This window comes from Acinetobacter sp. YH12099 (assembly GCF_013419195.1).
In the GTDB taxonomy this organism is placed as follows: domain Bacteria; phylum Pseudomonadota; class Gammaproteobacteria; order Pseudomonadales; family Moraxellaceae; genus Acinetobacter; species Acinetobacter towneri.
On sequence record NZ_VPAP01000021.1, the window covers coordinates 1 to 14522 of the forward strand.

Sequence of the window (14522 nt, forward strand, 5' to 3'; positions counted from 1 at the left end):
AAAGTCGTTTGAATGATTTCTTCTTGGTCTACGTGCCATAAAATACTCCATATATTGATGTTTATAACATCATTTGAGGAGCAGAGTATCACTTATAGGAGTTGTTCAAATTTCCGGATCCATCTCTGATGTTAAATCTTCCGCAACAATCACTTTGGCTTTATCAACCAACTTGTGAGTTGCTGTAAATATTAATGTTTTGAGCTTTGCTTTTTGAGTATCTTGTCGCTTATCTAGTTTTTTTCGACCTAGATTATTTAACTCAATTTTCTGTTTCTTGTGTGGTTTAGCTTTAGCAATCGCTCTGAGCTTGTTTCTGTGCTTGTACTTTTGATTTAAATAATCTGATTCACTTGAGATCAGCTTGCCTAGACCACTCCCATATACTTCACCATCAGAATCCACAAAAGCTTCTGAGTACCCTTTATCAACACCTACTGTTTCCTGACCACAATCTTGTGTTTCAACTGCATCATAGGTTGAATGAACTTCAATATTGCCATTTTTTAGAATAATTCTTAATGTGCCTTTCGGTGCAAAATCAACAGTCGTATTTAATGGGATTTTAATGGTTTGTCGAGGGACTAGACTCGGCACTTTAAGCCAACATTGACCATTTAACTCAAAGGTTTTACACATATCCGCACGAACAATAATTTGATTATGTGTGTGATTAACACCATGCTTAAAGTGATTACGCATTTGACGATGGAGGAAATTATCAGTCATCCATTCATCTTTTTTAAGCAAGGTGTATAGTCTTTTTTGTTCATTATTACAGGAGGTGCGTTTTCGGATCGCCTGCTTTACTTTGTCTTTTGATGCTTCTCGATAGGCTTTAATATCACCTATGCAATCACGTAGCGTTTCTTTCCACGCATTTGCAGAAACACCAAAGTCACGACTTTCTTTCATCCACGCATCACGAATAGCTCTGTCACTGATATTCAAACCTGAAATAGCACCATATTTAGCCCACACCTCGCTACGAATACGACCAAGTAAAACAGCTTGTTTCTCAAGCTGTTTGTACTTTTGCACATTCAAGTTTTTACAGTGATGAATGCGTGTTAATTTCACAAAGTCATGCCTAGGTTAAGGGATTGGATAATCAATAGATATGGATGCTAATATACCAAGACACTCACCTAAAATACAAAAGATAATCATTTAAATCTCTAATAAATACCCACCTTGCCACTACTGAATCGACATAGACAAAATGAGCACTTATGCAAATATTTGTCTATATTTTTAGTTATAGTTAATTACTCTGGAGCATCATCTACACGGTTTTTTGTTCACAGTTTTGAAAGAGCACTTTTGTAAACTTACTTTTTTAAGTATAAAAATTTCTTATGAAGTAAAATATTGAATAAAACAACAATAAAAAAGCCCCCATCTTTCGATGGGGGCTTTTTGAATCTGGAGCGGGAAACGAGACTCGAACTCGCGACCCCAACCTTGGCAAGGTTGTGCTCTACCAACTGAGCTATTCCCGCATGCGGTGTATAATACATGATGCAAAAATAGGGTCAATCATTTTTTGCATATCGTTGTACTGACTGAATAAATAAACAACATTTTTAGAAAAAACAGCAGTCATCAGCCTAAATTTCATAACGAAAAGTGGTGCGAATCGTAAATCGAAGAATCCTCACGGCAAGATGCTGCGAATCACACAGAACACGTTATACTTCAGAGAGCTTTTAAAACCATTCGGGGAAATACAAGCATGAGCTTAGAACAACAGTTGCTACAACGCTTAGCCGTTTTCAATCCAAGCCATTTAGAGGTGGTGAACGAATCTGCAGGACATGGCGGCTATTTCCCGGGTAAAGAGTCGCATTTTAAAGTGGTGATGGTGAGTGAAGATTTTCAGGGGCTACGCGCCGTACAACGTCATCAAAAAATTTATGCTGCTGTGGGTGACTTACTCGCCCCAAGTAAAATTCATGCATTGGCAATTCATGCCTTTGTTGCATCTGAATGGCAGGGACAAGACACCAGCAGTCCAGAATGCGCCCACGCACCAAAAACATCGTAATGGAATGAAATAAATGGAAAATTTAGGAATGCTGAATACCATTCACGTTGCTGCGGCGGCTTTATTATTATTGGTGCTGTTTGTACGTGCCATGACTTTGTTTAAGGGCACACAAAATAACTCGCCTAATCCTAAAGCGTGGACAGTCTTTGTGGCATTGCAACATTCAGCACTGACGTTGATTGTAGTGACAGGTGTCATTGCTTTGTTTTTAAAAGACTTTCAAGTCGAAACATGGTTTTATGCCAAAATTATTTTATTTTTGGTGATGCTGTCATCTTTAATCAAAGCGTATAAAAAAGATGACAGTATTTTGTTGATTCAACGCCGTGTTGGTTGGGGCTTAGCCTTAGTCGCATTTTTTGCCATTTTAGGTTTGGTGATGTTAAAGCCAAGCTTTGGCTAAGTCAGCAGATCTTATTGTGGATGTTGCTCGTGGGTGTGAACTCACGAGCATTGAATGTATGTAAATATTGGCAAAAGATTGGCTGCATATTTGAGCACTGGTGAATTGTTAGACATAATTCGGCAAGAATATTTACAGCTCAGTTAAACTGAAGTGATGTCACAACAAAAATTGAAAAGAGGGGCGGCAATGCGCACACGTGTGGTGTTTAATCAGAAAGGTGGTGTTGGAAAATCCAGTATTACCGTCAATTTGGCTGCAATCAGTGCGCATCAGGGTTTAAAAACATTGGTGATTGACCTCGACCCGCAAGCCAACTCCAGCCAGTATTTGTTGGGTGATGATGCTACTTATTCTGCCGACAAGCCTGCGCTTGAGCCCAACATCGAAAATTACTTTGAAGAAGTGTTGGGTGCAAATCAATCCAAAGGCTTATTGGGCAATGCTTTAGGCTCAATTTTAAAAAACCGCAGCAAAGGTTTAGAAGCTTATGTGCATCAATCGCCATTTAAAAATTTGGATGTGATTCCTGCGAGTCCGCAATTGGGCGGCTTGGCACATGCACTTGAATCGAAACATAAAATTTATAAGCTGCGCGATGCCTTGCAACAATTGTCCGATCAATATGACCGCGTGTTTATTGATACCCCGCCTGCATTTAACTTTTTTACCTTATCGGCATTAATTGCTGCAGATCGGGTGCTCATTCCATTTGACTGCGATGTCTTTTCTAAACGCGCTTTGCAAAGCCTGATTGAAAATGTGTTGGAAACTCAGGATGACCATAATGCAAACTTGCAAATTGAAGGCATTGTGGTGAATCAATATCAGGCACAGGCCAAGTTACCGCGTGAAGTGGTGCAGCAACTCAAAGATGAAGGTTTGCCTGTTTTGAATAGTATGTTACCGCCTTCGGTGTTGATGAAAGAATCACATCATAAAAATTTGCCATTAATTCATTTGGCAACAGATCATAAATTGACGCAGGCCTATCAATCATTGTTCAATGAAATTGAGCAAGCGTGATACAGAGGTAGACATGAAAACATTTGCAATTGGTCTTGTCGCGGCAAGTAGTTTATTGCTAGGGGCTTGTGCGACCACAGTGAAACCTAGCTATGTGTCGCCTACACATTATCAGGCTTTGAATTGCCAACAATTACAAAGCGAATATAACCGTATTCAGCAATATATTGAAAGCGGTGTTGAAGCACCGAAACGTACAGGTGTTGGTGTGGGTATCGGTTTAGGCGGTGGTTGGGGCAGCCGTGGCGGTTGGGGCGTTGCACCGAGTGTTTCTGTCAATATGGGACAGTCATCCAATACCAAAAGAACAGAATTGGCACGTCTTTTAGGTGAGCAAGAAGCCATTGTGCAAGCAGCAAAATTTAAAGCTTGCCCGATTATTGTTAAGCCCAAACCTGTAACATCTTAAATTTTAGGATTTGCGAATATTTTGTCTATGGTGCTGCCATTTGTGCAGCACCATTGCTTAAAAAATGTAGCAAGATAATTCAAGATTGATTTCAATCTAATATTTTAAAAACAAAAACTTAATTTTATTTTCTGTTTTATTTACACCCTTGGGTCAGTCCTGCTAGATAGAAAAACTTGTCATTTTCAATGGCTTTCATATAAGGTGTGCTCCTATTTTTGATTTGCATGCTCTGGTGTTTATGATTGAAAGTTGGCTCTTTGTCCTAGCAATGATTGCGGTCTTGATGATTCCTGGCCCGACCAATGCGCTATTGGCAAGCTCAGCCCACCAACAAGGCATTGCCAAAACCAGTCTGCTGATTCCCGCAGAGTTTTTTGGTTATATGTATGCCATTAGTCTGTGGGCGTTATTCATTCATTTGAGTGCGCCAATTTGGCCTTATTTAATTGATATACTGCATGTTTTAAGCGCAGGCTATGTGTTTTGGATGGCTTTTCATTTATGGAAGCAGTCACATTTAGAGCAACATTGTCAAAAACACTCTGCCATTCGCCCTGCACAATTATTTTTTTCGACTTTTAAAAACCCAAAAGCCTTGTTATTTGCTGCAGGTATTTTTCCTACAGAAACGTGGGATAACCCGACCAACTTTGCTATGGTCTATGTCTTATTTGGTCTGATTTTATTGCCAACAGCGTTATTTTGGATGTCTTTTGGGCGAGCAGTTTTGGCGCGAGAAACCAATAAAGTGACTGCAGATCTGTTATATAAAGGCTCGGCTTTGCTGTTGGTGGTGTGTATGCTGCCTGTGGTGGCACGTTTTTTCTAAAGATTTAGAGATTTTTGGTGAGTTGAGCACTCATCTCACCTATTTTGAATGGATAAGGGCAGCACTGTTCAACAGGCATGCCCAAAAAATTTCACAACTTAAGCAGTTTTTTTCTTGAGTTTTTGGCGAATAAAACCAATCACCCCAGGCAAGACACTTAAAATAATAATGCCGAAAATTAAATGGGTGAAATTGTCTTTCACAATTGGCATATTGCCAAACAAATAACCGAGTGTAATAAACGACGCGATCCAGCAAAAAGCGCCAATTACGTTATAGGTTAGGAAGTATTTATAATTCATGCTGCCTGCACCCGCCACAAAGGGCGCAAAGGTACGCGCAAAAGGCACAAAACGCGCAAAAATAATGGTTTTTCCGCCGTGTCGCTCAAAAAACTTCTGGGTTTCGATCAAATGTTTTTTATTGATAAAACGTGATTCCAGTTCAAAAACCCGTGGACCAATATATTTACCAATGTGGTAATTCAGGGTGTCACCGAGTACCGCAGCAGTAAACAATAAAATACCCAAAATCCACGGATCCATCACTCCTGTCGATGCAGCCAATGCGCCTGCCGCGAACAGTAAACTATCGCCAGGTAAAAACGGCATGACCACCAAGCCCGTTTCTACAAAAATAATCAGGAATAAAATAGCGTAAATCCATACCCCATATTGGGTGATGAATTCGAGCAAATGTTCATCGACGTGTAATATAAAATCAATCAGTTCCATGGGAAAAAACAAGCGAAAGTGTGCTCAAATCCTAGCAGTCCACAGGCGGAAAGTCAGTATGAAAAGGTAAATAATTTTCACAGTGATTTTAGGGATGCTAGACCAGCCACATCGGTTCTTTTTCGTTGCATAGATGCAACAACATGTCTTTTAAATGCGTATTTATCCTGAATTTTGAAAAAACTAAGATGTATTTGTCTTCAAGAATGAATCAAAAATATAGGTGATCTGATGTTTAATCCAAATGTTGTGTTAAAAAGTGTGGTCGAAAAAGCAAGTGTGCAAGCCATTGTAAGTTTATTTGCACGTGCTTTTTTAGCGTATTTATTTATTGTATCTGGTTGGGGAAAAATTGCAGGCTATGATGCAACAGTGGGCTATATGCAAGCTATGGGTGTTTCAGGTTCATTGCTACCTTTGGTGATTTTGCTAGAACTTGGTGGTGGTTTGGCAATTCTATTCGGTTTACAAGCACGTGTCGTGGGTTTGGGTTTAGGTGTTTTTAGTCTTTTAACTGCATTTTTATTCCATGCTGCACCAGAAGATGTGCTGAATTTTATGAAAAATATTGGTTTGGCTGGCGGTTTCTTCTACATCATGCTTTACGGTGCAGGCAAAATAAGTCTAGACCATCTTTTGGAAGCAAAAAAGTAAGTCATTGATTTCCACATCAGCTCAACAATTTAAGCAATCTTCAAGAAGGTTGCTTTTTTTATGCCATAGAAAATGAATAGTCTTTTAAAACTTAGAGTATGTGGTCACTGCAATATCACGAAGAAAAATAGCCATTTTTAGGATTGTCTGAATAGTGTGCGCAAGGCGTGGAAAAATGCTAGAATAGCGCGCTTAATTCGTTTGCCTTTCTATAGTTGTTTGTCATGACTACCAATACTCAAATTACTGAAGATCGTATCCTGATTCTGGATTTCGGTTCGCAATATAGTCAGCTTATCGCGCGTCGTGTGCGTGAAGCGGGCGTATATTCTGAAATGTATGCCTACGATATGTCGGAAGAAGACATTCGTGCATTTAATCCAAACGGTATTATCTTATCGGGTGGACCTGAAAGTGTTCATCAAGCGGGTAGTCCACGTGCACCTGAAATCGTATTTAACTTAGGCGTACCTGTACTGGGTATCTGCTATGGTTTACAAACCATGTCAGAACAACTGGGCGGTAAAGTTGAAGCGGGTTCAGTACATGAATTCGGTTATGCCGAAGTCGATATTTTGGTACGTGACAAACTGATTGGTAACTTGCAAGACCGTGAAAACCAATTGCACGTTTGGATGAGCCATGGCGATAAAGTGGCACGCATTCCAGAAGGCTTCCAAATTACTGCAAGCACGCCAAGCTGCCCAGTGGCAATGATTTCTGATGAAACTCGCCGTTTCTATGGGATTCAGTTCCACCCAGAAGTGACACACACTGCAAAAGGTGCAGAGTTATTGTCTAACTTCGTCCATCAAATTTGTGGATGTCGCGGTTTATGGACACCAGAACACATCATCGACCTGCGCGTAGAGCAATTACGTCAGCAAATTGGCGATGAAAAAGTATTGCTTGGTTTGTCGGGCGGTGTGGATTCTTCTGTGGTTGCGGCATTGTTGCATAAAGCCATTGGCGATCAATTAACGTGTGTATTTGTAGACAATGGTTTGTTGCGCTTGAACGAAGGCGATCAAGTGATGCAAATGTTTGCAGAAAACATGGGGATTCGCGTGATTCGTGCCGACGCTGAACAGCGTTTCTTGGGTGCATTGGCTGGCGAAGTTGATCCAGAGAAAAAACGTAAAATCATTGGTCGTGAATTTATTGAAGTTTTTGCCGAAGAAGCACGTAAGCTGGATGGCGTGAAATTCTTGGCACAAGGTACGATTTACCCAGACGTGATTGAATCTGCAGCCAGCAAACAAGGCAAGGCACACGTGATTAAATCACACCACAACGTGGGTGGTTTACCAGAAGATTTAGCCTTTGAATTGGTTGAACCTTTACGTGATTTATTTAAAGATGAAGTGCGTAAACTCGGCACGACTCTAGGCTTGCCACACAGCATGATTTACCGCCATCCATTCCCAGGTCCAGGTTTGGGCGTGCGTATTTTGGGTGAAGTGAAAAAAGAATATGCAGACATTTTACGTTTAGCTGATGATATTTTCATGCAGGAACTGCGTGCAAGTGGTTGGTATGACAAAACAGCACAAGCGTTTGCGGTATTCCAGCCTGTGAAATCTGTTGGTGTCGTCGGCGATGGTCGTCGTTATGCATGGGTAATTGCACTTCGTGCTGTAGAAACAGTGGACTTTATGACAGCACGTTTCGCACATTTACCGTACGATTTAGTCGACAAAATCTCTACCCGCATCATGAATGAAATTGCAGACGTTTCACGTGTCACTTACGACGTATCGTCTAAACCACCTGCAACCATTGAATGGGAGTAATTCAGGGATTTCACGAAGCACTGCTTCGTGCCTGAATTACGCCAAGCGCTATGCGCGCGGCAGCTAGGGGTTTCAAGCAGCACTGCTGCTTGCCAGTTTTACGACATGAGCCCATTTTAAAGCACGGCTTTTAAAATGGGTGCAAGATGCTTGCGGCAGCTAGCTTTCCTCTTGCACATAAAAAAGAGCACTCCATGTGCTCTTTTTTATGCCTGCTAAACAATCCAAGATTTAATTTCTTTTTTTACCGTAGATTTAGGGGGCTCAGACATTCCCACATCATAACTGATCACGCAGTTACGTCCGCTTTGTTTGGCTTGGTAAAGTGCGAGGTCGGCTTCTTTAATCAACAGCTGTAAGTCAGTTTGTTGCGGTTTTAAACTCGATACACCAATCGACACGGTAAAATTAAAGCACTTATTTCCTATACACATTTGATGCTGTGCAATTTTTTGTCTTAAACGCTCTGAAATCATCAGTGCTTCATCTAAACTGGTTTCACTAAGCAGAGCGATAAACTCTTCACCGCCAAAGCGTGCCAAAATATCCTTGCGGCGCATTTCTTTACGAGCAATGTCTGCAATATTTTGTAAGACCCGATCTCCAATATCGTGCCCATAGGTATCGTTAATTTGTTTAAAAAAGTCGACATCAAACATTAGTAAGCAGACCGATTCAGATTTAGGCCATGCATGAATTTTGTGTTCTGCCATGTGTACAAACTGACGTCGGTTATTGAGTTGGGTCAGTTCATCGGTGTGTGCCAAGGCTTGCAAGGTATGAAAATTCCAGTCATCCAGCAAACTGCGTAAAAAGTGATGGCGGGCATTTAGGGTGTTGATCCAACTGATATACAAACTCAACAAACATACAGGGATATACACCACCATAAAAACTAAGGCATCCTGCAAATTGGTGAGGGAAATCACCCCCAAAAACATGAGTACGCTCATGACCAATGAATTGTAGACCGCAGGGCGGAAAAGCACTTGAATACATAGGTTCGCCATGAGCACAAAAATGATCGAGGCATACACATAAGTGGAAATCCAAGGGCTTTGTGATTGCGACAGGATATAGAACCAAATACCGCAGCACAGTGTGGCGCTGACCGGTAAAATTAAATCTAGCAGGCGAATATCTTTGATCAATTTAAAGCAGAAATAATTGCCAATCAGCGCCAATACAACAGCACTGAGACGGAGTGTGGCCGAGAGTGTAGTGACATCTGGAATGATGAAATAATCGATAAAGAAATACAGCAGGAACGTCATTTGCCCAATGTAATTGACTTGGCGTAAATAACGACGCTGATGTAAATTCTGGTGTTGATAAAAATGTGTTTCAAATTGCGGCGGGAGTTGCGCAGCAGGGTGCTGCAATGCTTTTTCAATTGCTTGTCGGTTTTCAAGATCACACTCAGTTGTTTTTAAAAGTTTTTCTGAGGCTTCCTGATTGCTTAAAATCTTCGAACGGGTCTGTTCCCCCATTCGAGCTTTTACAGACATAGCGATATTTACTCAAATTGACAACTTATAGTTAGGATTATGCGCAAAATGCAGAAAAAATAACCTCCCTAAATTTGGGTATTTTCTCTATTTTTTTTAAATTTTGGTCAAAATTATGCCATATATTTTAAGGTGTAGTTCAAGTTTGAACCATAAAAATCAGAACAACAAATTTCATCTTGCTCTTCGTTAGTGATTTACTATATTTAATAGTCAAGGAATTTACAGAAATATAAGAGGTATAGGATGAGCAACAGCAATTATACCGAGCTTTCCAATTCAGACGATTGTGATAAGTACGTCAAGCAATTTATACAGGAATTTCCACTGCGTAGTGCTGAAATTGGGCAGGGAACTTTAATTAAACGTGCTTTACCGAGTCGGCATAAACGCATGATTGGGGCATGGTGTTTTCTAGATCACGCAGGTCCTGTTAATTTTCCACAAGGTGAAGGCTTAGATGTCGGGCCGCATCCACATATTGGTTTGCAAACATTCACCTGGATGATTGAAGGCAGCATTATGCATACCGACAGTTTGGGTACTAAGCAATTGATTCGTCCCAAACAGGTTAATTTAATGACCGCGGGTTATGGTATTTCACATACCGAAGTTGCTCCCGACACCGAAACACACATGCATACAGCGCAACTGTGGATTGCTTTACCTGATGATCAGCGCAATATGGCGCCACGTTTTGATCATTACCCTGACTTGCCTGTGGTTTTGCTAGATGGAGTGGAATTTACCATCTTAGTTGGTGAATTTTTAAATACCACTTCACCAGTATTAGTACATAGTGAGTTGCTAGGGGTAGATATTTATAGTGAAACCAGCACGACAACCCGTTTGCCGCTGAATCCTAAATTTGAATATGGTTTGATGATGCTGGAAGGCACAGCCACTGTGCATGGGCATGAATTAAACGATGAAAATATGCTGGTGCTTGAACCGGGCTTAACCGAAATTCAGCTAGATTTACATGCGGGTGCGCGTCTGTTGCTATTGGGCGGTTTACCTTTTGAGTCGCCAATTTTGTTGTGGTGGAATCTCGTCGGTCGTACCCAAGAGGAACTCAGCATTGCACGTGAGCAATGGGTCAATCATGATCCTCGTTTTGGCACAATACCAGACTACGATGGACCACGTTTAGAAGCGCCGACTTTCCCCGCAAAAATGCGTGCATCAAAATAAATGATGGAATATCAATCTATAGGGAGCATCTTATGGCCAAGATTGGCACAGCACAGGTACGCAGTTTAGACACGGCATGGCAAGGTCAGATCCAAAGTGGTCAGCACCAATGGAAGGTAGATGAGCCTGAAAAGTTAGGTGGTCAAGATGCAGGTCCTGCACCTTATGATCTGTTATGTAGCAGTTTGGTCGCTTGCACCATGATTACCTTGCGTATGTATGCACAGCATAAGGGTTTGGATTTTGGCAAAATTCAGGTCGAGGCGGACTTCTTTACCAATCAGGAAGGGCAGGAGTGGATTGAACGCCGTGTGCAAACTGAAGCAGCGTTAGATGCAGAATTACAGCAAAAAGTACTGAATATCTGTCAAAAAACACCTGTGACGAAAACCTTGTTACGCAGTGTGGAAATTCGTACTGAATTGGGTTAAACCTAGAGTTGAATCCGTCTCTTATAAAAAGGCATGCAGGACATGCCTTTTTATAATGTTGCGTGAAACAGAAGATATAACAATCACTTAAAACAGATGTAATAAAAACAAAATAGGACGTTTATGATTACTTTACACCACCTTGATCAATCCCGCTCTTTCCGCATTTTGTGGGCGCTCGAAGAGCTGGGTTTGGACTATGAAATCAAGTTTTACCACCGTCAGCCCAATTTAAGTGCGCCCAATGAATTGAAGCTGATTCACCCATTGGGTAAAGCACCAATTTTGACGGATGCAGAGCAGACCATTGCAGAATCTGCAGTCATTTTGGAGTACTTGCAGCAGCATTATGATACGCAAAGGCAGTTTAAACCGCAGCAGGCTTCAGCACAGCAAGCATATCAATACTGGATGCATTATGCCGAAGGCTCGCTAATGCCATTGTTAGTGATGCAATTGGTGATAACCAATGTGCCGCAGCATGTGCCATGGTTAGTTCGACCAATGGCGCAAAAAATTACTGCAGGTGTTAAAGCAGGGTTTATTCAGCCTCGTTTAAAAGATCATATTGCTTATTTAGAAGATTATTTGGGCAAACATGATTATTTTGCAGGGGATTTTTCTTTTGCCGATATTCAAATGGGTTTCCCGCTCCAAGCATTGCAAAGCCGTACCGGGCATCATTATCCACAGATTGCGGCTTATTTGGCACGCGTGGAACAGCGTCCTGCATTTCAGCGTGCACGCGAACGTGAGCAGCAGTTAATGCAAATCTAGCGATGATTTTTGTGAGTACATCGTTCTATAGACCTAAAAAAAGATGCAGAGGCATCTTTTTTTAATTGATTTTGGTCGATTGATAACAATGAGGCTTAGCGTTTCACGACAATTGAATCAATTCCACTATGCTGCAAAGTTTGCTGAGCAATCACTGCAGCATCGGCTGAATCATAAGGGCCTGAAATCACCCGATACCAAGTTTCACCACCTTCTACACTTTTCACTACATCTGCCGATAAACCATTCAAAATAATTTCGGCACGACGTGCATCTGCAGCATCTGGGTCGGTATAACTACGCACTTGTAGGATATAGCTGGCTTGTACCACAGGGGCTGGCATTTCTGTCAGACCAACATTGGCTTCGCTGGCCGCTGGAGCCTCTACAGCAGCAGGTGCTTCAACAATGACTACGGTATTCTGTTGCTGTGTTTCAGGCACCGCTTGCTCAGGAATTGGTGTAACCTGTTGCTGTGGCAGCAAATCATAAAAACGATAGTCTTTGTTGGTATCTTCCTGATAATGCTCAGAATTGATTTGCCCTTTAGGCTGCACAGGTGCCCACGGTTTCCATAGCATTAAGGCTACAGCAAAACACAACACGATTAAAATCACCACGAGTGTGCCTAACCACGTTGGAATTAGTGGTTTTTTGGGCTTATTCGGTCGCTCAGATACACCGCGTTGCGTTTTTCCAAACACGTGGACTTCCTCTTGTTATGCTTTTATTGGGCTTTTACATTGTTTCTGGTGCAGAGACACCTAATAATTCTAAACCATTACGCAAGACTTGTTGTACGTTTACTGAAAGCAATAAGCGTGCTTGAGTCAAGGCTGCATCATCATTCAGCACTTTATGCTCATTGTACCAACCGTGGAACAATGCTGCTAATTCTTTCAAATAGTTACCTACCTGATGCGGTTCGTGGCTGTTGGCAGCACGTACTAAAATTTCAGGATACGCAGCCAGTTTGGCTAAAATTTCAGTTTCAGCATCTAGCTCAAGTTTAGCGGCAAACTGACGTGCAGTTGTCGCATTAAAATTCAATTGCGTAGCAGCAGCTTTTTCGAGCATACGACAAATACGTGCATGAGCATATTGAATATAGTAGACCGCATTGTCTTTACTTTGTGAAACGGCCAAATCTAGGTCAAAGTCAATGTGCTGTTCAGATTTGCGCATGACGTAATAGAAACGTGCAGCATCGTTGCCGACTTCTTTACGCAAATCACGCAAGGTCACGTACTGACCTGAACGGGATGACATTTGTACCATTTCACCACCACGCCATAAGCTCACGAACTGCACTAACAGTACCGTTAATTTTTTCGAGTCGTAGCCTAGTGCATCAATGGCCGCTTTCACACGTGAAATATAACCGTGGTGATCTGAACCCCAAATATCAATTAGGTCTGTGTAGCCACGTTGTAATTTATTCAGGTGATAAGCAATGTCTGAAGCAAAGTAAGTGGTTTGACCATTGCGGCGTTTCACCACACGGTCTTTTTCATCGCCAAATGCGGTCGATTTAAACCAGATATTGCCGTCTTGTTCGTATAGATAACCACGTTGATCTAGTGTTTGCAGAGCTTCATCAATTTTTTCAGTCAATGACGCTTCGCTAAACCATTGGTTAAAGGTGACACCAAACTCGCCCAAGTCATCTTTAATGTCGGCCAAAATAGCATTCAGCGCAGCCTGATGGAACACGCGGTAATCATCACCCAAGAGCGTTTGTGAATTGAAAATCAAACCATCAATGTGTTTTTCTTTGTCGCCCGACAAGACCACTTTGTTGCCATCGGCATCGAGTTCTGCCGCATATTGCACATCTTCAGGCACATTGTTATATACATCTGCAACAGGGCGTACATGGCGTTCACCATCCTGTTTTAAAATGCTTTGTGCGATGTCTTTAACGTAGTCACCCTGATACGCATTTTTGGGGAACACCAGCGTTTGACCTGCCAGTTCCAAATAACGCAAGTAAGTTGAAGTCGCCAAAATATCCATTTGACGGCCAGCATCATTGACATAGTATTCACGGTCAACTTTAGCACCTGTGGCTTCAAGTAAATTGGCAACTGTCATACCATAAGCAGCACCACGACCATGACCCACGTGTAGGCTTGAGGTTGGGTTAGCAGAAACGAACTCGACCTGAATGCGTTTTTCTGCATTGATTTGGCTGCGTCCAAATTGTTGTTTTTGTGCTTGAATTTGATCTAAAACACTAAAACGCTGGTCGGCATTTAAAAAGAAGTTAATAAAACCAGGGCCTGCAATCTCTGCTTTGCTGATGTCTGCAACTTCAGGCAGAGCAGCAAGAATTTTTTCGGCTAAATCGCGTGGCTTCATGCCTGCGGCTTTAGAGGCAATCATGGCAATATTTGATGCGAAATCACCGTGGCTGCGGTCTTTGGTACGGGTTAAATTACTCGTATTGTTCCAGTCAGATGGGAGTACACCTTCAGCTTGAAGGGATTGCACTGCATGATCGAGCGCTGCTTGTATTGCCGTATTCATATTTAGTCGAAAAATAGATGTGCAGAAAAACGCTAAATATAGCAAATTTCAGGGGCTTTAGGGGAGTGCAATTGTATGCTTTATCGAATTTCAGAGATTGTAGCTAAGCATGAACAAATTGCCTGAAAAATCATCCTTTAAGCAAGCAATTCATGGCATAGTATGCGGCATTCAGTGAGGCG

Annotated in this window: 15 protein-coding genes and 1 tRNA gene; 10 read left to right on the plus strand and 6 right to left on the minus strand. The window is 41.7% G+C overall.

From position 1 onward, the window contains the following. Positions 1–105 precede the first annotated feature (105 nt). Together FTU39_RS11165 and FTU39_RS11170 are read right to left on the minus strand one after the other, a co-directional pair. Positions 106–1080 carry a hypothetical protein gene (locus FTU39_RS11165; RefSeq protein ID WP_257224482.1) on the minus strand — a complete coding sequence of 325 codons (975 nt, stop codon included), beginning with the start codon at positions 1078–1080 and terminating at the stop codon, positions 106–108. Positions 1081–1426: 346 nt separating this feature from the next. Beyond that, a tRNA-Gly gene (locus tag FTU39_RS11170) sits at positions 1427–1502 on the minus strand. 233 nt (positions 1503–1735) lie between these two features. Between FTU39_RS11170 and FTU39_RS11175 the strand changes: the two genes are divergently transcribed. The 5 genes from FTU39_RS11175 to FTU39_RS11195 all read left to right on the plus strand — a co-directional run bounded on the left by FTU39_RS11175 (position 1736) and on the right by FTU39_RS11195 (position 4720). Next, positions 1736–2047, plus strand: a complete 312-nt coding sequence (locus FTU39_RS11175) for a BolA family transcriptional regulator (RefSeq protein ID WP_096902208.1) — start codon at positions 1736–1738, stop codon at positions 2045–2047. Positions 2048–2060: 13 nt separating this feature from the next. After that, complete coding sequence (locus tag FTU39_RS11180; RefSeq protein WP_131261283.1) at positions 2061–2453, plus strand: SirB2 family protein; 393 nt, start codon at positions 2061–2063, stop codon at positions 2451–2453. A gap of 189 nt (positions 2454–2642) precedes the next feature. Further along, positions 2643–3479 carry a ParA family protein gene (locus FTU39_RS11185; RefSeq protein WP_070155018.1) on the plus strand — a complete coding sequence of 279 codons (837 nt, stop codon included), beginning with the start codon at positions 2643–2645 and terminating at the stop codon, positions 3477–3479. A gap of 13 nt (positions 3480–3492) precedes the next feature. Next, positions 3493–3888, plus strand: coding sequence for a hypothetical protein (locus FTU39_RS11190; RefSeq protein ID WP_004970241.1), 396 nt, complete (start codon positions 3493–3495; stop codon positions 3886–3888). A gap of 241 nt (positions 3889–4129) precedes the next feature. Then, entirely contained in the window at positions 4130–4720 is a 591-nt protein-coding gene (locus tag FTU39_RS11195) for a LysE family translocator (RefSeq protein WP_004970239.1), read from the plus strand. Positions 4721–4818: 98 nt separating this feature from the next. Here the strand turns inward: FTU39_RS11195 and FTU39_RS11200 are convergent, their stop codons facing one another. Continuing rightward, on the minus strand, positions 4819–5454 hold the full coding sequence (locus FTU39_RS11200) for a DedA family protein (protein ID WP_096902210.1): 636 nt from the start codon (positions 5452–5454) through the stop codon (positions 4819–4821). A gap of 231 nt (positions 5455–5685) precedes the next feature. On the opposite strand from FTU39_RS11200, the gene FTU39_RS11205 reads away from it, so the two are divergent. Both FTU39_RS11205 and guaA read left to right on the plus strand, forming a co-directional pair. Then, a complete protein-coding gene (locus tag FTU39_RS11205) occupies positions 5686–6108 on the plus strand; it encodes a DoxX family protein (protein ID WP_180052191.1) in 423 nt (140 codons plus the stop codon). A 224-nt stretch (positions 6109–6332) separates the two neighbouring features. Continuing rightward, a complete protein-coding gene (guaA, locus tag FTU39_RS11210; protein WP_180005906.1) occupies positions 6333–7901 on the plus strand; it encodes a glutamine-hydrolyzing GMP synthase in 1569 nt (522 codons plus the stop codon). A gap of 215 nt (positions 7902–8116) precedes the next feature. Here the strand turns inward: guaA and FTU39_RS11215 are convergent, their stop codons facing one another. Then, positions 8117–9409, minus strand: coding sequence for a GGDEF domain-containing protein (locus FTU39_RS11215; RefSeq protein ID WP_180052192.1), 1293 nt, complete (start codon positions 9407–9409; stop codon positions 8117–8119). A gap of 246 nt (positions 9410–9655) precedes the next feature. Here FTU39_RS11215 and FTU39_RS11220 point away from each other — a divergent pair, with 246 nt between their 5' ends. The 3 genes from FTU39_RS11220 (at position 9656) to FTU39_RS11230 (ending at position 11811) form a co-directional block, all read left to right on the plus strand. Beyond that, positions 9656–10603, plus strand: a complete 948-nt coding sequence (locus FTU39_RS11220; protein WP_004970229.1) for a pirin family protein — start codon at positions 9656–9658, stop codon at positions 10601–10603. Between the two features lie 32 nt (positions 10604–10635). Continuing rightward, the gene (locus FTU39_RS11225) at positions 10636–11034 is read left to right on the plus strand and encodes an OsmC family protein (RefSeq protein WP_004970227.1); all 399 of its coding nucleotides are present in this window, start codon (positions 10636–10638) and stop codon (positions 11032–11034) included. Positions 11035–11157: 123 nt separating this feature from the next. Then, complete coding sequence (locus FTU39_RS11230; RefSeq protein WP_131261277.1) at positions 11158–11811, plus strand: glutathione S-transferase family protein; 654 nt, start codon at positions 11158–11160, stop codon at positions 11809–11811. Positions 11812–11906: 95 nt separating this feature from the next. Here the strand turns inward: FTU39_RS11230 and FTU39_RS11235 are convergent, their stop codons facing one another. Next, positions 11907–12515, minus strand: a complete 609-nt coding sequence (locus FTU39_RS11235) for an SPOR domain-containing protein (RefSeq protein WP_004970222.1) — start codon at positions 12513–12515, stop codon at positions 11907–11909. Positions 12516–12549: 34 nt separating this feature from the next. Further along, positions 12550–14340 carry an arginine--tRNA ligase gene (gene argS, locus FTU39_RS11240; protein ID WP_104852866.1) on the minus strand — a complete coding sequence of 597 codons (1791 nt, stop codon included), beginning with the start codon at positions 14338–14340 and terminating at the stop codon, positions 12550–12552. Positions 14341–14522: the final 182 nt, after the last annotated feature.